The following is a 21,227-nucleotide window of genomic DNA, read 5'->3' on the forward strand; positions in this document are numbered from 1 at the left end:
CCGAATGCTTCGCCCGTACACCCAATCGTGCTGCTTTACGAAACGGATTCCGTATGAGCAGCATTTCCAGACCGAGCCTAGAAACGAGGCAAAAGATTCAGGAGAAATCTTCCTCTGCCGAAATTTTTATGCTATCGCTGTATCAAAACAACAGCCCCTCTCTCCCTCGCCCCTATGAAAGCCAGCGAAGTTCTAAGCCGTTACGCTGCCGGAGAACGAGACTTTCGCAGGGTAAACTTGCGGGGACAGTTGTTTAAGGGACAGGATCTCTCTGGGGCAGACTTCAGCGAAGCAGATATTCGCGGCACGGACTTTGCCGAGGCTCAGCTACAAGGAGCAAACTTCACGCGAGCTGTAGCTGGAGTACAACGGCGCTGGGTCGTTGGGCAACTGCTGCTTTTGCTGATAATTGCAGTTCTAGCAGGTGTACTGCAAGGTTACTTTGGCTATTACGTCGCCTACCACTTTCCCCGCTGGTGGGATGGCTATGACTGGCGCTACTATGCAGCATACTTGCCTACCACGGTCGCTTACTGCATCATCATTCCTATTACATTCACAGCGATCGCTCGTCAGGGCTTTACGTCTAAAGCTGCAAGTACGATTGCGATTGTGGTTGCAGTCGCAGTGGCGGTCGCAATCACAATCGCAATCCTAAGCCCATTCACAATCGAAGTCGCAGGCGCAGTTGTAGGCGCAATCCAAGTCGCAGTAGCGGTCGCAGTAGCAGTAGCAGTAGCAGTTACGGTCGCAGTCACAGGTGCAGGTGCATTCGCAGGCACGGTCGCAGTAGCAGTAGCAGCCACAGGCGCAGTCGTAGGCGCAATCGCAGGTGCAGTCGTAGTCGCAGTAGCAGCCGCAGGCGCATTCATAGGTGCAGTCGCAGTCGCAGTCGCTAGTCTGCTCCTGGGCATCTATTGTAGTCGTCGTGCCCTCAAGGGAGATGAGAAATTTGCTTTGATCCGCACGCTTGGTGTTGGTTTTGCGGCTATGGGTGGCACCTCTTTTCGTGGTGCCGCTCTCACCTCAGCAAACTTCACCAAAGCCATATTGAAAGGCACGAATTTTACAAACACTCAAAAACGAGAAACGAGCTTGGAATGGGTGTGTTGGCAAGATGCCCAACGGCTCGATCGCGCTAGGGTTGGCAATTCCATGCTGGCAAATCCAGCCGTGCAGGAACTGCTGGTGACTCGTGATGGTTATAAGAAATCTTATGTTGATGCCAATTTCCGCACCGCTAACTTGAATGGTGCCAATTTAGAGCAGGCTGACTTGACCTTAGCAGACTTGACCTGTGCCACCTTGCGACACGCCAACCTAAAAGGGGCTATGTTGGCTGAAGCGTTGGTTCTCCACACCGATTTCACTGGAGCCTACTTGACTGGAGCTTGTCTGGAAGCCTGGAATGTTGATAGCCAGACGATTTTGGAGCAAGTGGATTGTCAGTATGTCTATCTCCTGCGTCACCAGCAAGAACGTCGTCCCAGTAGTGGCAATTTTGCCCCTGGAGAGTTTACAAAGCTATTTCAAGAAATCCTGAGCACAGTTGATCTGATTTTTCGCAACGGAGTGGACTGGAAGGCGTTTGTGGCTGCCTTTCAACAGGTGCAGGTAGAAAACGAAGACACGCCCTTAGAAATTCAAAGTATCGAGAATAAAGGAGATGGAGTCGTCGTGGTGCGGGTCAGCGTCCTGCCAGATGCAAATAAGGAAAAAATTCACGATGAGTTTAATCAGCAGTACGAACTAGCTCTCAAAACTTTAGAAGCTAAGTATCGCGCTGAATTGCAAGCTAAAGAAAGTGAAATTACGATTTACCGGGAACAAAGCGTCAATATGTGGGGAGTGATCAACTCTCTGGCAAATAGACCTCTCAGCATCCTTAATGAGAATAAGCTTATGAATAATAGCAGCGACCAAAGCCGCAACATTAGTGTTGGCAGAGATTTCACGCTCACAGGTTCAACGCTTAACCTGGGCGAAATCAGCGGCAGCGTAACGAATACGATTAACCAGTTGCCGGATGATGGAGGTGGCGGTCGCCCCACCCTAAAAGACCTACTGACTCAACTGCAAGCGGCGATCGAAACCGACGCTGACCTGCCCAACCCTGACAAAGCCGACCTGCTAGAGCAGGTGCAAAACCTCGCAGCGGCACAGCAAACCGAAGAACCCGCTCAGAAAGAGGGATTGGTGCGAAGGGCAAAGAAGATGTTTGAGGCGACTTTGAAAGGTTTACCGGAGACGGCGGAGATCGTAGAGGCGTGCAGCAAACTCTTACCGATGATTTTGCGGGTATTAGGGGTTCTGGTTTAGGAAGCGTAACTCCTGCTCATTCAATGTGTAGGGTGTGTTAGCGACAGCGTAACGCACCGAGTGGTGAATGATGCGTTACAGCGATCGCCCAACGCATCCTACGAGATCTATTCAGCAGCTATGCGCGATCGCCAAGAAGCTACGCGGAACCGTAAAGGAGCTGTGCGGAACTATCGAGCAGCTATACGAAATCCTAAAGAAGCTAATCACTCCTTTAAAGCGTGAAGGATAGCCCGGCAAAGCCACGCTACCCTTCACACAACACATTTATAGAAAAAGCACGTCTTACCCAAGTTTGTAAAACGTGCTGATTGGAGAGACACCACAACTAAATCTGCGGTCTGTACCTCTAGCGTTCTACATACGTTGCAACGCGAGGAGTCCGAGTACCAGCCGAAGCCCCAATCAGGGAAGCGGCTAAGCTCAACAAAGAACCAATTACAAACGACCAACCTGCTTTAGCAGCGTTGCCTGCAATGTCGCGGGTTTCCTGAGGTGTTGTATTAGCTACACTGGGGTCAGGAACTTCTACACCACCGGCAGGCTGCACCTGATTAATGACTTCTCCAGCGTTAGACGCAACAATACCAAACAGTCCCGACACACCGCTGGTAAGCAGCCATGCGCTGAGCGCTAAAGTGGTTGCCCAAAGGATTGCACCATTTAGCAATCCAGTGTTGCGGTTCATGGGTCCGCAACTCCGAGCCATCACCCAACTACCCAAAAATAGCGAGATTAATAAACTGATGACTGTCCAGATGCCAACAGCGGTACCCACCTCTCCAGCAGCACTGTTAGGTGCGTTTGAACCTGCAAGCGTCGTTAGACCGATCGCCGCTCCAAGCGCACTCAAAATCAACTGTGAGACTAAGGCAATAACCAGACCAGCAAGGATGGGACCCCATCTAACCCGGTCATGATAATCTGTGGCTGCAACAACAGGCTCTACTACACCGGGCCGATTTGCATATGTCATACAAGTGAACTCCCTTGCCAATTCGTTTTTCTAGCAGTTATCTGAGCCTCTACTTTAGGATCAGTCCACTGCTCTTTTTCTCTCCCCTGAGGGGAGGTCACGGCTCTTTCGGAAGGGAGAATTCTACTAGCGCAGCCGGACGGCTGTTCCGGTGGCGGTAATCAGCAACAGGGCTCCAGTTTCGTCAATGTTAATGGTGCCTGTGTCTATTTCGATACCGATGACTGCATTGGCACCTAGTCGCTCAGCACGTAGCCCCAATTCGGCGATCGCCTCTTGCTGCCCCTTTTCAAACACTCGCTCGTAGCTGGCAGTGCGCCCTCCAATGATGTCGCGAATTCCAGCAAAAAAATCTCTCAGCGCGTTGCTGCCGTAAACCACTTCTGCCGTGACGACTCCCAGGTAAGATTCGACCACTGCTCCCTGAATTACGTCAGTTGTTGATAAAATCATTCCCTTGCCCTCTCACAAGATTCTTTCATGACACTACCATTCTGCGATCAGACAACGATCAAGCGGATCAAATCATGCTTGGGAGTCAAGGTCTTGTGTCTGGATATGTTTCTCGGTAGATTTCTGTTCTAGAAATCCGTTTAACCTGTCATCGTAAATGAGTCCTGATCTGGTTTTCAGATCGCTGTAGCTAATCAACAAAGTAAACAACGGTAGGAAATGCGCGGGGTTGGCTGTGAATAAGCAAGCTGTGAATAAACAAGCTGTCGGTGGTGCCATCTGTCAAGCCATAAATTGGCCACGATCGGCTGCATTGATGACATTGACAGCCAGTGTAGTCATGTCAGGGCTGTTGGGGGCGATCGCTCAACCCACTCAAGCTCAGGTACAGGGTCGGCAAACGCAGGGTGTTCTGCTGGCGCAAAATAATAATCGGCAGCTTAATGACCTGCTGCGGCAAGGGCGGCAACAGGTTAATGCAGGAGATTATGCAGGAGCACTGGCGACCTATCAGCAAGCCGCTAGCATCGACCCAGAAAATGCCCGCATCTTTTCAGGAATTGGCTACTTGCAGGCGCGGCAAAATAACTACCAGGAGGCGGCAACGGCTTATCAGCAGGCGATCGCCCTGGACAATGATAATGCCGCTTTTTACTACGCCCTGGGTTACAGCCTGGCAAATCTGGAGGACTACAGCGGAGCTGCCGAAGCATACCGCCGAAGCACTCAGCTAGAACGCAACAACGTTGATGCTTACCTCGGCTTGGGGGTTGTACTAGTTCGGCAAGAAGACTATGAAGGCGCACTGCAAGCCTATCAGCAGGTAGCAGCTTTGAACCCCAACAATGCAGTCGTGTTTGAGTCAATGGGGTCTGTGCTAATTCAGCAAGAACGGTATACAGAAGCAGTGGAGACCCTCCGACGGGCCTTGCAGCTTAACCCACGACGGGGCAGTATTCAGCTAAATTTAGGGGTAGCTCTGGTAAATTCGGGTGACCTTGCGAATGGACTAACCGCTTTTGAACAAGCCGCTAGCCTGGAACCGCGCAATGCTCAAATTCACTTGCAAATTGGTGACATCTTTAGGGCTCAAGGAAATTTAGACCAGGCGCTTGTGTCCTATCAGCGGGGTGCTTCGGCAGAACCAAATTCACCAGAGGCACAAGCCCTGATCGGCAGCGTGCTGCTGGAAAAGGGAGATTATCTTCGGGCGATTGTGGCGTATCGGCGACTGGTCGAGCTTGCCCCTCAAAATCCAGAAGGATTTTATGAGCTGGGGTTGGCGCTGCAAGGGCGCAATCGCACGGATGAAGCGATCGCCAATTTAGAGCAGGCACTCACGCTCTATCAACAGCAAAACAATGCCGAAGGCGTAGAAAAGGTGGAAGAAGTGCTGGATGAAATTCGCTAAGTTGGATAGAAACCCATGAGCGTTGAGCGCTGCTACACTTCTGAATCCCTACCGTTTCGGTGGAAAAACGCCGAAGCCAGTCAGGTCGATCAGCGCTGGCTCGGCGGCATCATTCGCAACTCAGCCCCCTTCTCAGACTGGTGGACAAAGGCGCGTGTGGTGCAGCTTGCCTATAAGGCTGAGCATGGGGCTGATGCAAGAACCTATGCAGGCAAATCGAGTGAAGCAGCGATCGCTGAAGCGCTCCATCAGGAATTGCTGGTCTACTGCCAGCTCCACAATGACTTTCAGAATCTGGGTGAATGTCACGAAAAATATCCTGGTTTCTGCCAAGAAGTAAACGAAGTATTTGTGATCAAAACTCTGAATAGCTGGAAGCAAAAACAGTTTACTCAGGCAATCAGTCGCAACTTTGAAGTGTATGGCGATCGCCAGAATCCTCATGTTTACCTGGTCGTCAGCACTGCTTCCGTATCTTTAAAGGTCGAACGGCGGCTACCGCCTAACCATCGCTTTCGCCCCCTGTTCAACATAGACGAGCTAGCTCGGACAATTCAGAAACAGAATGTCAACACGCTGACGCTGCGTACTCATGGCTATGCCACCCCCGCCAAGGGCTTCTATGACGGCTTTGCGGAGGAGGCAGATGCCTTACAAAGCACTAACACGATTTCAGCGCAGCATCTCTACGTCGGCTATCACTGGCCCAGCGAACAGCCCTTCTTTAACCTGGGTTTGCTCAAAGATTTGGTTAGCAATGTCGGAATTTTGCTCAAATTTGTCGGCAGTCTTTTTGTCATCAGTTTATTGCCCAGTCTCCTTTTGGCATTGCTCTATGATTTAGTCTTGCCCTTGCAAGTTCGCTGGTATTGGACTTTTCCAGTCATTGTGTTTGTGCTGTGGCTACTTGCTTTTGGGCTGTTGCGGGCAGTTGTCTATCAGCGCGATCGCTATCGAGCCGTTCACTATGGTGCGCCTGATTTAGCAGAGTTCTTTTGGCGGCTCGATCGGGTTCTCAAGCAGCTTCAAGCCCCTGCGGCTTCCCTAAAAGAGTCGGTTGACTTACCCAAAAGCATTCGCACCAAAGTTAACCTGGTCGGACACAGCATGGGTGGTTTAGTTGTCGTCAACACCCTGCGCGTCCTTTCTGATCGCTTTGGTAAAGACGATCGCGCCACCGAGCAAGAAAAGCAAATGGGCGAATGCTTGGATTTAGGCAAGCTGATCCTGGCATCTCCAGATATTCCGCTAGAGCTAATCCAGGAAGGCAGAAATAACTACGTCCGCTCGGCAATTCGGCGCTGTGAGCAAATTTACCTGATGTCGAGCGATCGCGATATCGTCTTGCGCTACCTCTCAATCTTGAGCAACTGGTTTACCGAACCCAGCATTGAAATGTCAGGTTTGCGCTTGGGCAATATCTACCTCAGACGAGCCAACAAACCAAAGGATATGCTGTGGATTCGCAACGCGCTGCTCTCCAGACGGGCAGTCGAAGCAACGTCTGCCTATGACTTGTTTGAAAGCTTCAATTATCTCGACTGCTCCAGAATGGTAGGTGTGAATGCGATCGGGCTGGGGTTAAATCCATTCACAGCCCTGCTGATCGATTTGGGAAACATCCTGCCTTATCTGCTGGGCAAGATTGATGTACACGGTGGCTACTTTCGCACTTACGCGCCGACCTTCAAGTTCTTGCAATTCCTCATGCAAAATGACAATCCTTCTGAGGCAGAGATCCGTCAGGAGCTGGAGCGATGTGACCCCCATGACCAAATTCTGCTTTTGCCCCAGCGCTCAATGGGTGATGACTAGGTGATGACTAACGGTTGATGGCTGATAGGCAATGGAACTTCAACCCAGAACTAGTGGCTCCAACTAAATTAACGTGAGTTCGGGTTAAGCTAAACGCTGCAAGGTTTGGTATAAAAGGCTTTAGGCAAAGGGTATTGCTGTAGGCTCTTCTCAATAAGGTTGTTTATTGAGAAAAATTGCATCTGTGGACCTTGCTGACAATAGCTTGATTCACTGCAACGAAATGAGGTACGAAAAATCAGGGGTTCTGACGATTTCTTATCCCGAACTCACGTTAAATTAATTTTTTTTGCGATCGCCCGTCTAAATTGTCGGAAAATCCTGGTGAGGTAAGAATAGAGCAGAGTATGGTGTTAGTATTTATCCTGCATCTACTCGGTTGACTTTATGCATCAAGTCAGGTTTAGTCGAGGGCTGGGTCAAGGGGTGAATAGAGTATCTGGTTTCGTTGCCGTAGTTTAACCGCAGCAAAATTATCAAAACCATGAGCGATACTACGGCGTTTTTAGCTGGCTGTGCGGTCACAGGATTCGCAGCAGTGTTGTTGCTGCGAGCAGGTTTGCCGTTTTCGTCCCCCACTGAGATGCAGTCTTCTCCGGCTGTGACAGAGCAGCAGTCGCCATTACCCGTTCCCCCTTCAGCTAGCGGGCTAGGAGATTCTGATAGTTCTCAGTTGCAGCGAGAATTAGACCGACAGCGGGCGATCGCCGATGCTCTAGAAGACAAGCTAGACGATCAGGAAACGACCATCACAAGGCTAGAGTCGCGCCTGCAAAACCAGGAAGACGAGATTGAGCAAGTCCTGGCTCAGCTTCAGGAACAACAGCAATCGGTTGCAGATATTACGACTCGACGAGCAGACGAAAGCTCCCTGGATCAAAACTCCTCTCAATCAGGTGTTCTTTGGATGGTGGGCGGTTTAGTGTTGGTGCTGATCGTAGGCGGCAGCGTCGTCTTTATTTGCGTCATCATTGTGTTGCTCTTACCCCAACGCCAGCCACCTCGAAACACCACTCACATCATTCATCAGCCCAACATTCCCCCCTCCTATCCCTACGTTGAGCAGCAGTTCTTACCACCTGCCCAACCTAGAACCCGACGCACCGATTACATCGACTACAACGGATAATTGGGTTACTGATTCTGAAGCATTAAGGGTGAAACCTGAAGGTTTCGCTCTCAATCTTGATTGCATTGATTGCAGTAGATGACTGAAGTGACGTTTCGCTACAGTCTGAAGTCACCTCGACTTTGTAGAATACGAGCGTGAGCGTTACTGAATGTGGGTATGATTTACGGATCTTGATCCCCTCTGTAGGGGCATGGTATTGCCATGCCCCTACGAAATTCATACATCACATCAGCAATGCCCGATTGTGACTACGGGGACTGTATGCATAGCTTTATTCCACCTAACAGGTTCTTTCCATATCTCACCTGGACTGAGGTTCAAGCGATGCCCGACAAGGCAAATGTGGTGTTGCTTCAACCCGTGGGGGCGATCGAGCAACACGGCCCGCATCTGCCGTTGATCGTGGATGCCGCAATTGGGGTAGCGGTCTTGGGAAAGGCCTTAGAAAAACTGAATTCTGAGATTCCTGCCTATGCGTTGCCGCCGTTGTATTACGGCAAATCCAACGAGCACTGGCACTTTCCAGGAACGATTACCCTGAGCGCTCAAACCTTAATCGCGACTCTGACTGAGGTTGCTGAAAGCGTGTATCGTGCGGGGTTTCGCAAACTGGTGCTGCTTAACTCCCACGGTGGACAGCCTCAAGTCATAGAAATTGTGGCGCGAGATTTGCACCAGCAGCACGAAGATTTCATGGTATTTCCCCTATTTACCTGGCGAGTGCCTCACTGTGCAAGTGAGTTTCTTTCGCCCAAGGAAAAAGAACTGGGCATTCATGCAGGTGATGCCGAAACGAGCCTGATGCTCTCGATTTTGCCCGACCAGGTACAAATGCAGAAAGCGGTAGCAGAGTATCCTCATGGGTTGCCCGAAGAGAGTTTACTCAGCATGGAAGGAAAATTGCCTTTTGCCTGGACGACTCGTGATCTAAGCCAGAGTGGCGTGTTGGGCGATCCAACAGTGGCAACTAAAGAAAAGGGCGATCGCCTGCTTGACTCCGTATCTGACGGTTGGGTTCAGGTCATCCAGGATATATACAAATTTCAGCAGCCATCTGCCTGGAAAGGAAAATACTAATTGGGACATCTACCCCTACAGAAAGCTTATGGAGCGTCTCATTTCACTGTTCGGGCTGCTGATTTTCATTGCGATCGCCTATTTGTTTTCAACCAATCGGCAAGCTGTGCGCTGGACGCCTGTGCTGTGGGGAGTTGCGCTACAGCTATTTTTTGCCCTATTTATCCTCAGAACTCTCATCGGCTTTGTCATTTTTGAATGCATCGGCAATTTAGTGACGCAATTTCTCAACTTTTCTGATGCAGGCGCATCCTTTGTCTTTGGTGAAAACTTTGAAGATTTCTTCTTTGCCTTCAAAGTTTTGCCAACCATCATCTTTTTCTCCGCCTTCATTGGTGTGCTTTATCACTACGGCATCTTACAGCGCATCGTCCAATGGATTGCCTGGTTGATGATGCGAACCATGCGAACCTCAGGTTCGGAATCGCTCTCAGCAGCAGGCAATATCTTTGTCGGACAAACCGAAGCACCGCTGTTGATTAAGCCTTACGTTTCTTCCATGACCCAGTCAGAGCTACATGCTGTGATGACAGGTGGGTTTGCGACCATAGCAGGTGGCGTACTGGCAGCCTACGTTTCCTTCGGTATTCCAGCAGAGCACCTGATCGCCGCATCGGTGATGTCTGCCCCCGCTGCTCTGGCAATTTCTAAGCTGCTTTACCCCGAAACCGAAGATTCACCAACAGCGGGCGATATCAAGATAAAAGTCGAGCGTACTTCTGTCAATGTAATTGATGCCGCTGCAAGTGGAGCGATCGACGGCTTAAAGCTTGCCCTCAACGTTGCCGCTATGATCATTGCATTTCTGGCCTTGCTGGCAATGTTTAATGCTTTGTTGGGCTGGTTGGGCAGTTTAGTTGGTCTGTCCAACCTTTCCCTGGAGCTGATTCTCGGCTACCTGCTAGCCCCGATCGCCTGGCTAATGGGCGTTCCTTGGGCAGATTGTCTTCAGGTAGGAGCCTTACTGGGCAAAAGGACGATTCTGAACGAATTCATTGCTTATCTAGACCTGAGCGAACTAATCGGCGCGGGTACCAGTTCCGCAGGCACAGAAACAACCGCCACCATTTCAGAACGAGCCGCAATCATTACCACCTATGCCCTCTGCGGTTTTGCCAACATCGGCTCCATTGGCATTCAAATCGGTGGCATCGGCGGAATTGCTCCCGACCGCCAACATGACCTCGCTCGCTTAGGCGTTCGAGCCATGATTGGAGGCACGCTAGCTTGTTTTATGACAGCAGCGATCGCTGGAATGCTTTTGTAAAAAAGTTAATTTTTCATCCGCTTCCCGCACGAAAGCTAACCTTTAAAATCCTACTCCCGATACTCCGGCTCCGGTCCTAACTCTCCAACTCGTCCGGGTGGCCAAAAGCGCACAGCAGCTCTGCCGATAATGTTCTCTCGTGGAACGTAGCCCCAAAAGTGGCTATCGTAGCTGTTGTTGCGGTTATCACCTAGAACCAGGTAAGAATCTTCGGGCACGACTTCTGGACCCCACTGATACTCTGGTTCAGCAGCGATGTAGTTTTCTCGCAGGGCTTGTCCGTTTACATAAACTCGCCCTCCACGAACCTCAATAGTTTCTCCCGGTAAACCAATGACCCGTTTAATGAACGCGTCTTTCATCGAGGGATTTTCTTGTTTCAGCCGATCTGTCGGCCAAAACACCACAATGTCTCCCCGCTCAGGATTACTAAATCGATAGCTGACTTTCTCCACGATCAGGCGATCGTTGACTTCCAGGGTTGGCAGCATCGATTCAGAAGGAATATAGCGGGCCTCTGCCACAATTTGACGAATCCCAAAGGCTAGAATTGCACTCAGTCCAATCGTCTTTAGCCCCTCTATCCAGGGATTTTCTGCGACTTTGTGATGCCCCCCCGGTGGCTCGGGAGCAACTGGTAACTGTGAGCCATCTGCCTCTGATGGGCTGATGGGAACAGGTTGATTAGTTACAGGATGAAGCTCGGCTTCTGGATTGGGGTTGTGGTCGGATGGAGTAGGCATTGAGGGCTCTAAACTATTAGCACCGTTGTGTTCACTGTGGTCAAAGTTATCAGGCACGGATTGCTGAAAACGGGTCATAAACTGTACTAGTCACAAAAATATAGCGATTTTGAGCACTAAGCTGCAGGTTTTAGGTTGAATCAGGATTTTAGCCTAGTAGTTAGAGGTTGCCTTGACCAGAATTTTGATTAGAACGTTAGAAAATTGGTCTTATAACTACTTTGTCTCTACTTCAACTGTACAAACAAATTTGACTACTCGTAGAAACTATAGCTAATCATGTCTAGTGTTACCCATCTGTTATTACCCATCTATTGATTCGTCATGCCCAGATTTTGCTGCCAGGTGGTGAGTTTTTGCTGAGAGAGATGGAGGTTCGCGATCGCCAAATTACTCGCATCGCTCCAGACCTATCTCTAGAACTATCTACGGGGGAGCGATCGCCCGTCCAGGAAATTGACGCACTGGGTCTGAGTTTGTTGCCAGGAGTGCTCGATCCCCAGGTTCACTTTCGCGAGCCTGGTCTGGAACATAGAGAATACTTGTTTGCTGCAAGCTGTGCTTGTGCCAAAGGGGGCGTAACTTCCTGTCTGGAGATGCCTAACACACGACCGCTGACTACAACTTAGGCTGCACTGGACGACAAATTGCGTCGAAACCTTCATCAGATTGAGTAATACAGCGGGAATGCCTTAGCTTCTTTGGGTTTCACAAAAACTCGCTGCTGTGGCTCTAGTTTGAGTTGGTCAAAGCGATCGCGAGTCAAATGAGCCGTGACGACCTGTCCGTCGTCCAGCGCTAACTCTGCCTGCACTTCCCAACCCAGATGAATCAGGCGAGTAACTCTGGCGGCAACGGTAGTGCCGTTAGGCTGCGTTTCGATTAGTACGTCTTGAGGACGCAGAAAAACCTCTGGGTGAGCCGAGTCAAACCCATTCCCTTGAAAAATATGGGATGTGCTGGGCAACACATTGACTGGACCAATAAAGCTCATCACAAAGGCGCTAGCCGGATTGTCGTATATCTGGGCGGGACTGCCGACCTGCTCAACCTTGCCCTTGTTCATAACGACGAGTTCATCCGAGACTTCCATTGCCTCTTCCTGGTCGTGGGTAACGAAGACGGTCGTCACGTGGACTTCATCATGTAGACGACGCAGCCAGGCCCGCAGATCTTTTCGCACTTTGGCATCAAGTGCCCCAAAGGGTTCGTCAAGCAGCAGCACTTTTGGCTCCACAGCTAGCGCTCTTGCCAGAGCAACCCGTTGACGCTGACCGCCAGAGAGCTGAGAGGGGTAGCGATCGCCCAACCCTGCCAACTGCACCAACTCCAGCAGTTCTTCCACCTTTGCTTTGACTTTCGCCTTGGGTGTTTTGCGAATCTCCATGCCAAAAGCGATATTCTTACGCACAGTCAGGTGCTTGAACAAGGCGTAATGCTGAAACACAAAGCCGATGTTGCGGTCCTGAACAGTTTCATGGGTCGCGTCTCTACCCGTGAGAATGACTCTGCCTGTGTCGGGTTGTTCTAACCCAGCAATCAACCGTAGCAGCGTAGATTTGCCTGATCCTGAAGGCCCAAGCAGAGCGACCAGCGATCCGGTCTTGATTTTTAAATCAACTTGATCGACCGCTTGAAAGCTGCCAAACTGCTTTGAAACATTCTCAATAACAATGCCCACTGCAACCAGACCTCATGCTGAAGGGAAATGACCTTGATAGCAGCAAATTATCAGCACTTCATCTCAGTCCTTAAATTTGATGCTACTGTCTCACGCTCAACGATCCCCAGCTACTTTATAAATTTACTGTAGATTTATACCACAAATTCTTATAACTAAACGGTGAATCGGTTAAGCAAGAATCTGTATCTAGCTCCTTACCCCGCTGAGAGAAGGAGCCGGAATGGAGACGCTTGCTCGCTTAAGCCAGATAGCTCTCAGTCCAGCAGCTTTTGCGCCTTCATAATCTTCTTTAAAGCTATCGCCAATGTGCCATGCCTCACCGGGAGAACAGTTATGTTTCTGCAATGCGGTCGCAAAAACTTGGGGATCAGGCTTTGCAGCCCCCACTTCTGTGGAAATGGTGACCGAGCTAAAGAATTCGGCTAGCTCCAGAGCAGATAGGACGGCGTAAATACGAGAGTCAAAGTTAGAAACAACCCCCAGTTCAACGCCCTGATCGCGCCACTGCACCAGCGTAGAGCGAATGTCAGGATAAACGAGCCAGGGTTCAGCTGTCTCGAAGTGGCTGTAGAGAACGGTAAAAAACGCTGAGAAATCAGTGAATTGGTCTAACACTCCGGCTTTTTGGAACGTTTGAGCGGCGATCGCCCACCACCAGGCAAATTCTCGCTCTGGAATCTCTGACCGTGACACCCTCGGAAATGCCATTGGAGAGGCTGCCCGGAAGCTTTGGAAGAAAGCATTATCCAGGACTTCAGCCTCTACCACTACTCCAAATTGGCGAGCCAGCGAACCATAAACTTCGCCCACGCTGCCTTTCACGCCAAATAGCGTGCCAACGGCATCCAAAAAAATCACCTTGGGATGCTTCATCAGCGTCTACCTACCTAGAGCAATAGCTAACGTTACATCAAGACTCTAGATAGAAAGCATCTCACGCAACGGGCGCACGATCCAGTTCAAACCGACCTTAAGTTGGTGATCCAGAGTAGGCATTCGGTAAAGATATGCTAAACGACGCGCAACGTAGGCTAGCTGTCCGTCTAGCTTTACTCCCAAGCCAGTAAAGGTTGCATCATCGGTGCCCAAAGTCATCATCTCGCCAAGATGCTGATAGCGGAACGGCAACAGCGGACGATTGGTTAACGATGCCCAAATATTCCAACCCACATACTCTGCTTGCTGAAAAGCGGATTGGGCGGTCGCTGGAACTTTCTGTCCATCTACATCCTGGCATTCTGCCAGATCGCCCAGTGCAAAAACTTCGGGATATTCGATCGCCTGAAGAGTTGGCGTGATTACAAGCTGTCCTCGTGAGTTATGCTTCAGCGGTAGATTTTGCACAACCTCTGCAACCTTGTTGCCGACTGTCCATAGCACCACTTCAACTGGGATTGTGTCGACCTTCCCTTTGTACTCCAATGAAATCGTGTTCTCACCCAACGCTTCTACCTTCGTTTCCAGGTCGATCCACACGCCCCGCTCTTCCAGGGCCTTTTGAGCTGCTTCCCGGTTAAATTCTGGTGAGGTTCTAAGGATTTGGTCGGTTAGTTCCACCAACCGCAGCCGTCCTCGTTCTTTTAACCGATCTACCAGTTTGCAGGCTAACTCAACACCGCTGTAGCCTGCGCCGACGATAGCAACTCGAATTTTGTCTGCCTCAGATGCTTCCAGGGTTCGCAGTCGTTCCTCTAGACGATAGGCATCGGCGATCGTGCGAAAAGGAATCGCGTGTTCGGTTGCCCCTGGCACGATATCCAGAGGGGTTTCGCCGCCAAGCGCCAAAACTAAGCGATCGTAGGACAGTTCTAGTCCGTCCTGAAGCTGTACTTGCTTTGACTGCACATCAATTCCAGCGATCGCTGCCTGACAGAAATGTACGCCTGTGCCTGCTAACAGTTCAGTGTAAGGAGGAGCAATTTCCCAGGTTTGCAGTTCACCTGTAAGCAATTCGTAGAGCAGAGGCGAGAATAGGAAGCGATCGCGCTGGTCAACCAGCACGATTTCAGGCTTTTCGAGTTTGCTCCAGGGGAGTTGGCTCAGCCGCAGCGCGGTATAAAGACCGCCAAAGCCGCCGCCGAGAATGCAAATACGCTTGGGTTGTTGGGTCATGGTAAGGAAGTCAATCCACTCAGGACAACTTTACTTACAGGATAACAAGGCAATCCGCTTTGTTGGGAGCCAGCATAGCGATCGTCCAACAACTACTTAGCAGACATTGCGGGTTCCTCTAACCCCACTAGCCTTGCGCTTAGCTCCCACAGGCGCACTGCTTTAGCATCATCACGGGCTTCGGGAGAAACTTTTTGTACAAACGATTTGCCTTCTTTTTTCTGACGATTGCCCCAACTCCAGTAAGTTCCAGACTGACCGTATTCTGGCTTGGCAACAACGTCTGCAACCCGTTCTCCAGATAGTTCTTCAGTCACAAAGCCGCCGGTAATGTACTTCTGGAAGAGCGGAAAAATCTTTTGAAAGAGTGGGTAGTGGTTGCGGAATAGAGCAGTCGTCGCCACACATCCTGGATAGAGAGAACTGAAAATAATGCCGGTCGAGTCGTGCAAGCGGCGATGAAGCTCTCGCATCGTCAGGACGTTGCAAACTTTGCTGTCTTTGTAAGCTTTTACAGGTTCAAATTTCTTGCCGTCAATCATGGAAATCGGTGCTTTGAAACCTTGCTCAAAGCCCTGCAACTCTCCCAGGTCGGGGCGTGGAGGAATCTTTCCGCCCAGTTCATCTGGGTTGTGAGTTACGGTGCCCAGGATGACTAAACGCTTGTCGGATGCGGGAGACTTCTTCAAGTCCTCAAGCATCAAGTTACACAGGAGGAAATGCCCAAGGTGATTGGTGGCAACGCTTAGCTCGTAGCCTTCTGGCGATCGCAATGGCTCTTTCAACAGGGGCATGTAAATCGCCGCGTTGCAGACCAGTGCCTCTAACGATCTGCCGCTTGCCCTAAAGTCTGTTACAAACTGCCGCACACTCTCCAAAGAAGCCAAATCAATATGCAGAAGGGTGTAGCTATCTTTCGACATTCCTACAGATTGGGCTGCCTTTTCTGCTTTCTCCAAATTTCGACAAGCCATTACTACGTGCCATCCACGCTGAGCTAGTGCTCTTGCCGCCTGTAGACCTACTCCCGAAGAAGCACCTGTAATTACGACTGTTGACTTCTGATGTTGATCCATCTCGCTTCAGACTCTCTGTTCAGACTTGGTTAAGTACCAGTAATCGGCACTGATTATGCTCTCACAAATTTCATATCAATTAAGATGTCGTTACTGATTTGTAACTAAACTCTTAGAATTTGTAACCTTTTGTAGAGCAAACCCTAATTATGGGTTGAAAAGAGGTCTACCCTAAGGTCCTACCAGACAAGTAGTTTTTTCCCTAACCTGTGCAGAGAAGCTATTACAGATAGGAAAAAAACGACTATGACATCCAACGTGTCTCCTGAAACTAGCGTTGAAACTAACGCTGGAACTAACACCATTAATAAACAGGTAAACAATTCTCCTTTAGTGGGTGTCCTGCTCATTGTTCTAGGTATTGTTGGGCTTGCCCTACCCATCTTCTCAACCCTTGTTGCTGAGACTTGGGTTGCCTTCATCCTGATTTCTGCAGGGGCTGCTAAGGTCGTTTATGCGTTTCAAACGCGCGATCGCGGCGGTTTCATCTGGAAATTGCTGTTGGGAGTCCTTTATGTAGCGACTGGTCTTATGCTGTTCGTCTATCCTCGAACGGGCATCCTTACTCTGACTTTGCTACTGGGTAGCTTTTTCCTGACAGAAGGTGTGTTTGAAACAATCTTGGCGTTTCGTCTGCGTCCGCAGCAAAACTGGACCTGGGCTTTAGTGAATGGAATTGTAACGCTGGCATTTGGCGGTATAGTTTTGTTCCAATGGCCCTTTAACGCTCCTTGGCTAATTGGCACACTGGTTGGTGCAAGCGTTTTGTTTAGCGGCGTTTCGCGGGTAATGCTGTCGTTTGGCCGTGGTTCTGATTCTACGATGAATCAAACTGACTCAGCTGCTTCGGCTTGAGGATAGTTTTGTTAACAGTCATTAGTCTTTTGCAGATTTGATTAGTGGCTTACTCCTCTCCTAATAAAAGATCAGGGATGCCCTCCGCGTCGCGGGGGCATCCCTGATCTTTTAGTGCCTAATTTTTAACCGGGAAGGGAGTAATGAGAGAAAATTGAAATCCCTCTTCTACTGCGGGAGAGGGATTCAGAGTAGGTAAGATTTATCGGCTATAGAGATGAGTGAGACGGAGTAGGCGATCGCTCAATTCTTGAGTCAACACATTAGAGTCGGTGTAACGCCAGCGCCAGTTACCTGCGGATACGCTAGGGTCATTCATACGAGCATGGTTATCCAAACCCAACACATCTTGCAGTGGAATAACAGCCAAATCACCAACCGAAGCAAGTGCTAGCTGGATGAATTCCCAATTGATCTGTTTAATCTCTTCGGCAGATGTATAGCCTAAATAGTGAGCCACAAATTGCTTTTCTCCAGCACTGGCTCCTGACCACCAACCTAAAGTTGTGTCGTTGTCATGAGTGCCAGTGTAAACCACACAGTTATTGATGTAATGGTGCGGTAGGTAGGGATTTTTAGGATCTTCACCAAAGGCAAACTGTAGGATTCGCATTCCGGGAAATTGGAAGCGATCGCGTAGTTCCTCAACCTCGGGTGTGATAATTCCTAAATCCTCTGCCATGATCGGCAAACTGCCTAACTGGTCGCTTAGGGATTCAAAGAACTCAGCGTCCGGTCCTTTGATCCACTCACCATTGATTGCGGTTTCCTCTCCAGCAGGAACTTGCCAGTAGGCTTCAAACCCTCGGAAGTGATCAACTCTAACAATATCAACATATTGCAGCGTTGCCTGAAACCGCTTTACCCACCAGGCATAGTTGGTTTGCTTAATTTGATCCCAGTCATATACGGGGTTCCCCCAAAGCTGCCCAGTAGCGCTAAAGTAGTCAGGCGGAACTCCGGCGATGTAAGCAGGTTCAAAGGTTTGTGGATCTAGTTTAAATGTTTCTGGACTTGCCCAAACATCAGAGCTGTTGTGGCAAACGTAGATAGAAATATCACCTACAATTTGAATATTTTTCTGATTGGTATAAGCCCGAAGTTTTGACCACTGCTCAAAGAATTTGAACTGCAAGAATCGATGGAATTGAATACTTTCTTGCAACTGTTCTGCGGCTGCTTTGAGTGCATCTGGTTCTCGTCGGGCGATCGCCCCTTCCCAATAATTCCAGCTTTTCCCCTCATTGGCTTCGAGCAACGACATGAACAGCACATAGTCATCTAACCAATAGGACTGTTCTTGAGAAAACTGTTCGAGTTGTGGATTCGGCGTGCTGAGGTTCTGAAAGCGTTCGTAAGCCAATTTGAGAAACTTAAACTTATGTGGAATCACCCGATCGAAATCAACCAAATGAGGAGCAGCATTTTCCTCAGAGGGTAGTGGGGACAGTTCATCTGCGTTCAGCAAACCTTCTTCTGCCAAAGTTTCCAGGCTGATCAGGAGAGGATTTCCGGCAAAAGCGCTGAAATTCATGGTGTATGGAGAATGCTCATATCCAGTTGGGCCTAATGGCAAAACTTGCCACAGCTTTTGCCCACTCTTCTCTAAGAAATCCACAAATTCGTATGCCGATTTGCCTAAATCACCAATTCCAAATTGACTGGGTAGACTGGTTGGGTGCAGTAGAATGCCGCTAGCACGTTGAAAGCTCATGGTGATTTCTAAAGACACAGATCAGTCCAAAACTATCTCTTATTTAGGACAAGTCTCAATAGGACGTTAGATAGATTTCCAACTCGAATTTCATAGAATCACAATCTTAATTTGCAACAATGGTTACAGAAATCGCCAAAATCTCTATCTCAAGCGAGGTCAGATTTACCCGATTTCAGCAGTACGCTTATTAAGGTATTTCTCAAACGTACATTAAAGGCGATCGCTCTCTCCGAATCACTTTAGCAGCTACGATCGAGAACCGATTAAAAATCCCAAGTTAAAAATTAAGGTAGGGCACAGTATGGAGCCGAGTCAAAGTCGGGGACAGTTAGTCATCATTGGTGGGGCGGAAGATAAAGAAGGAGACTGCACTATCCTTCGAGAGTTTGTAAGATGCGCTGGAGGGGTCAACGCTCGAATTGCAGTTTTAACCGCAGCGACCAGCCTACCTGGAGAAGTTGGAACCCAATACGTGCGGATTTTCGAGCGTCTGGGAGTGGAAGATGTTTGTGTCATTGATACTGATTATCGGGAAGACGCAGACCGTTCTGAAAATTTAGAAAAGGCTGAAAAGGCAACGGGCGTATTCTTTACTGGCGGAGACCAGGCACGTATTACTGACCTGATTAAAGACACTAAACTCGACAGTGTGATTCACAGACGCTACAACGAAGGAATTGTTGTGGGGGGCACTAGTGCAGGAGCCGCAATGATGCCCGACATGATGATTGTTGAAGGAAAATCCGAAACAAACCCTAGTGTTGATGCAGTCGAGATGGGACCAGGAATGGGTTTTCTTCCTGGCATCGTGGTTGACCAACACTTTGCCCAACGGGGTCGGTTAGGACGACTAATTTCAGCCTTGGTACAACAGCCTGCCGTGTTAGGAATTGGCATTGATGAGAATACGGCTGTAATTGTGACGGGTGATGAGTTTGAAGTTGTGGGTGAGGGAGCCATCACAGTTGTAGATGAGTCAGGTACCACTCACAACAATCTGGAAGGATTACTCAAAGATGAGCCTCTGGCGGTTTGTGGTGTTAAGCTCCACATCCTGCCTCACGGCTATCGGTTTAACTGGAGGACTCGCCAACCCGTCATTGCAACCCCAAACCTGGTAGGTCAGCAAACTGCATAACTCCCCATTCTCCATTGGTTAACCAGCTTGGGTCTATTTGACTGAGTAACCCTACTTGTTCAGACTGTAAGCCTGCTACGACTTCCGATTTGAGGGTTCGTAATGCTAATAGAGGAGAGGGAAAGTAGCATACGATCTCTTCAAATCGGGTCGTAAATGACCAGTGCCGATCTCCTAGTAAGCGGCGATAGTTAGCATCACCTTTGAGGATGACTAAATTACTCTGAGACAACTCATGATGCAGTGTTTGGGGTAGTTTCCAGAGCTCTAAAGGTGAAACCCAGTAAGGATCTGCTAGGAGTTGTAGTCGTCCGATCGCCAAATAACTCCTGAGCCTTTCTGCCAAACTCTGGACACTCGTGTCCCTATCGTTGGATAAAACAGTCAGGGTATGATGAACGTCTGCAATGGTGGCATCTGAGACAAACGCAGGATGAATCTTAAGATGCAGATAAACAGTAAAGGGAGAAGGTTGAGTTAGCAATAGATCAATCAGGAAAAGGTCACAAATTAACTCAAAGCCTGCATTATCTGCGACTAAATCAATTCGGGGGTGCAATCGCCATCTCTCTTCCCCTTTCCCTTGCTTCCCGAACCAATCCAACAGTCTATCCGTATCGTCTACCAAAACGTGAGTTTTTTGAGCCTGCTTAAATTCAGTTTCAACATCACTTTCAAAAATCAAATCAACAGTAGGCTTTAAGCTTAAATCAGCTTGATTTCCCCAGAGTGCGTTATGAAGTAGCACAACAAGGTTTGTACCCCACGTCACATCCTCTTTGCTCTGAACAATTTGTGACTGATGTAATGAGTTAATTTGAGAACTTACTGCACGAACTTTTTCTAGAGATGTGGTTAAGCTGGCATGTTTTTGGGTGTGAAAAGGATCAAAACCTTGCCATGCTCCAGGTTGGAAGTACTGCGTTGCTTCTAAAAGACGACGGTAGAAATAAACCTCGGCAAAGAACCAGGGCACCTCTATCCAGGAACAATTGAGGTAAGGATGCAGATAGGTTGACCACTCCGCTAAATCGGGGGCATTTTCATCTTCAAGCAGTCGTACTTTGCCCTCAAATAGCTCCTGCAAAAGGGTTTCCAGAGCGATAACAATGTCTGTTGGGAAATCATTTTCATCGATTGTGCGTTGGGCGATCGCGGGCCACCGCTGAGTTAGGGTCAGATGAGCAAAAGACCCCGACTCGGACATCATCAGCGGCGGCGGCACAGCTAATCGAGGATGCTGAAATGGAGGCATGGCAAAAGTTAAGGTGCAGCGTTGGAATTATTGGGGCGATCGCTTAGATCCATTAGCAAACTAAGAATACTTCACTTTTTGAGATTGCCGGATGCAGCCACAGCGTGTGTTTGTTGCTTTTGTCTGTAAAGACATTTCTCACAACCCCCTACGGTTGAAGCATTCAACCAATCAAATCAATAAATTTCTTTTTTGTA

18 protein-coding genes and 1 pseudogene are annotated in these 21,227 nt (G+C 49.2%); 10 read left to right on the top strand and 9 right to left on the bottom strand.

Features of this window, described 5'->3' with window-relative positions:
* The first annotated feature begins 174 nt into the window (after window positions 1-174).
* The gene (locus tag H6F88_RS19780; RefSeq protein ID WP_190644453.1) at window positions 175-2,319 is read left to right on the top strand and encodes a pentapeptide repeat-containing protein; all 2,145 of its coding nucleotides are present in this window, start codon (window positions 175-177) and stop codon (window positions 2,317-2,319) included.
* Window positions 2,320-2,382: 63 nt separating this feature from the next.
* The gene (locus tag H6F88_RS19785) at window positions 2,383-2,544 is read left to right on the top strand and encodes a hypothetical protein (RefSeq protein WP_190644454.1); all 162 of its coding nucleotides are present in this window, start codon (window positions 2,383-2,385) and stop codon (window positions 2,542-2,544) included.
* A gap of 124 nt (window positions 2,545-2,668) precedes the next feature.
* Here the strand turns inward: H6F88_RS19785 and H6F88_RS19790 are convergent, their stop codons facing one another.
* Together H6F88_RS19790 and H6F88_RS19795 are read right to left on the bottom strand one after the other, a co-directional pair.
* On the bottom strand, window positions 2,669-3,295 hold the full coding sequence (locus tag H6F88_RS19790) for a hypothetical protein (protein ID WP_190644455.1): 627 nt from the start codon (window positions 3,293-3,295) through the stop codon (window positions 2,669-2,671).
* Between the two features lie 126 nt (window positions 3,296-3,421).
* Entirely contained in the window at window positions 3,422-3,748 is a 327-nt protein-coding gene (locus H6F88_RS19795; protein ID WP_190644456.1) for a YbjQ family protein, read from the bottom strand.
* A gap of 316 nt (window positions 3,749-4,064) precedes the next feature.
* Between H6F88_RS19795 and H6F88_RS19800 the strand changes: the two genes are divergently transcribed.
* From H6F88_RS19800 to H6F88_RS19820, 5 genes are all read left to right on the top strand, one after another.
* Window positions 4,065-5,159: a tetratricopeptide repeat protein gene (locus H6F88_RS19800; protein ID WP_206756457.1), complete on the top strand. Its 1,095-nt coding sequence runs from the start codon at window positions 4,065-4,067 to the stop codon at window positions 5,157-5,159.
* A 15-nt stretch (window positions 5,160-5,174) separates the two neighbouring features.
* Window positions 5,175-6,974, top strand: a complete 1,800-nt coding sequence (locus H6F88_RS19805; RefSeq protein WP_190644457.1) for an alpha/beta hydrolase — start codon at window positions 5,175-5,177, stop codon at window positions 6,972-6,974.
* Window positions 6,975-7,458: 484 nt separating this feature from the next.
* Window positions 7,459-8,103: a hypothetical protein gene (locus H6F88_RS19810; RefSeq protein ID WP_190644458.1), complete on the top strand. Its 645-nt coding sequence runs from the start codon at window positions 7,459-7,461 to the stop codon at window positions 8,101-8,103.
* A gap of 264 nt (window positions 8,104-8,367) precedes the next feature.
* A complete protein-coding gene (locus tag H6F88_RS19815) occupies window positions 8,368-9,183 on the top strand; it encodes a creatininase family protein (protein WP_190644518.1) in 816 nt (271 codons plus the stop codon).
* A 28-nt stretch (window positions 9,184-9,211) separates the two neighbouring features.
* Window positions 9,212-10,450, top strand: a complete 1,239-nt coding sequence (locus H6F88_RS19820; protein ID WP_190644459.1) for a NupC/NupG family nucleoside CNT transporter — start codon at window positions 9,212-9,214, stop codon at window positions 10,448-10,450.
* Between the two features lie 50 nt (window positions 10,451-10,500).
* On the opposite strand, the gene lepB is transcribed toward H6F88_RS19820, so the two are convergent.
* Window positions 10,501-11,034, bottom strand: a complete 534-nt coding sequence (lepB, locus tag H6F88_RS19825) for a signal peptidase I (RefSeq protein WP_347277327.1) — start codon at window positions 11,032-11,034, stop codon at window positions 10,501-10,503.
* Window positions 11,035-11,495: 461 nt separating this feature from the next.
* Here lepB and H6F88_RS33475 point away from each other — a divergent pair.
* Window positions 11,496-11,819, top strand: a pseudogene (locus H6F88_RS33475) (dihydroorotase); the annotation flags it as partial.
* A gap of 38 nt (window positions 11,820-11,857) precedes the next feature.
* Here the strand turns inward: H6F88_RS33475 and H6F88_RS19835 are convergent.
* From H6F88_RS19835 to H6F88_RS19850, 4 genes are all read right to left on the bottom strand, one after another.
* The gene (locus H6F88_RS19835; RefSeq protein ID WP_190644460.1) at window positions 11,858-12,874 is read right to left on the bottom strand and encodes a TOBE-like domain-containing protein; all 1,017 of its coding nucleotides are present in this window, start codon (window positions 12,872-12,874) and stop codon (window positions 11,858-11,860) included.
* Window positions 12,875-13,063: 189 nt separating this feature from the next.
* Window positions 13,064-13,750 carry an HAD family hydrolase gene (locus H6F88_RS19840; RefSeq protein ID WP_190644461.1) on the bottom strand — a complete coding sequence of 229 codons (687 nt, stop codon included), beginning with the start codon at window positions 13,748-13,750 and terminating at the stop codon, window positions 13,064-13,066.
* 45 nt (window positions 13,751-13,795) lie between these two features.
* On the bottom strand, window positions 13,796-14,989 hold the full coding sequence (locus H6F88_RS19845; protein WP_190644462.1) for an NAD(P)/FAD-dependent oxidoreductase: 1,194 nt from the start codon (window positions 14,987-14,989) through the stop codon (window positions 13,796-13,798).
* A 92-nt stretch (window positions 14,990-15,081) separates the two neighbouring features.
* Window positions 15,082-16,065, bottom strand: a complete 984-nt coding sequence (locus tag H6F88_RS19850; RefSeq protein WP_190644463.1) for a protochlorophyllide reductase — start codon at window positions 16,063-16,065, stop codon at window positions 15,082-15,084.
* Window positions 16,066-16,311: 246 nt separating this feature from the next.
* Between H6F88_RS19850 and H6F88_RS19855 the strand changes: the two genes are divergently transcribed.
* Window positions 16,312-16,920: an HdeD family acid-resistance protein gene (locus H6F88_RS19855; RefSeq protein ID WP_190644464.1), complete on the top strand. Its 609-nt coding sequence runs from the start codon at window positions 16,312-16,314 to the stop codon at window positions 16,918-16,920.
* Window positions 16,921-17,122: 202 nt separating this feature from the next.
* Here H6F88_RS19855 and malQ read toward each other — a convergent pair whose 3' ends face one another.
* Complete coding sequence (gene malQ / locus H6F88_RS19860; protein ID WP_190644465.1) at window positions 17,123-18,634, bottom strand: 4-alpha-glucanotransferase; 1,512 nt, start codon at window positions 18,632-18,634, stop codon at window positions 17,123-17,125.
* 304 nt (window positions 18,635-18,938) lie between these two features.
* Here malQ and H6F88_RS19865 point away from each other — a divergent pair, with 304 nt between their 5' ends.
* Window positions 18,939-19,775: a cyanophycinase gene (locus tag H6F88_RS19865; RefSeq protein WP_190644466.1), complete on the top strand. Its 837-nt coding sequence runs from the start codon at window positions 18,939-18,941 to the stop codon at window positions 19,773-19,775.
* Here H6F88_RS19865 and H6F88_RS19870 read toward each other — a convergent pair.
* Window positions 19,735-21,030: a damage-control phosphatase ARMT1 family protein gene (locus H6F88_RS19870; protein ID WP_190644467.1), complete on the bottom strand. Its 1,296-nt coding sequence runs from the start codon at window positions 21,028-21,030 to the stop codon at window positions 19,735-19,737. The two genes, H6F88_RS19865 and H6F88_RS19870, sit on opposite strands and share 41 nt — an antisense overlap.
* Window positions 21,031-21,227 lie beyond the last annotated feature (197 nt).

It is taken from the genome of Oculatella sp. FACHB-28, from assembly GCF_014696015.1.
Lineage (GTDB): Bacteria > Cyanobacteriota > Cyanobacteriia > Elainellales > Elainellaceae > JAAUTN01.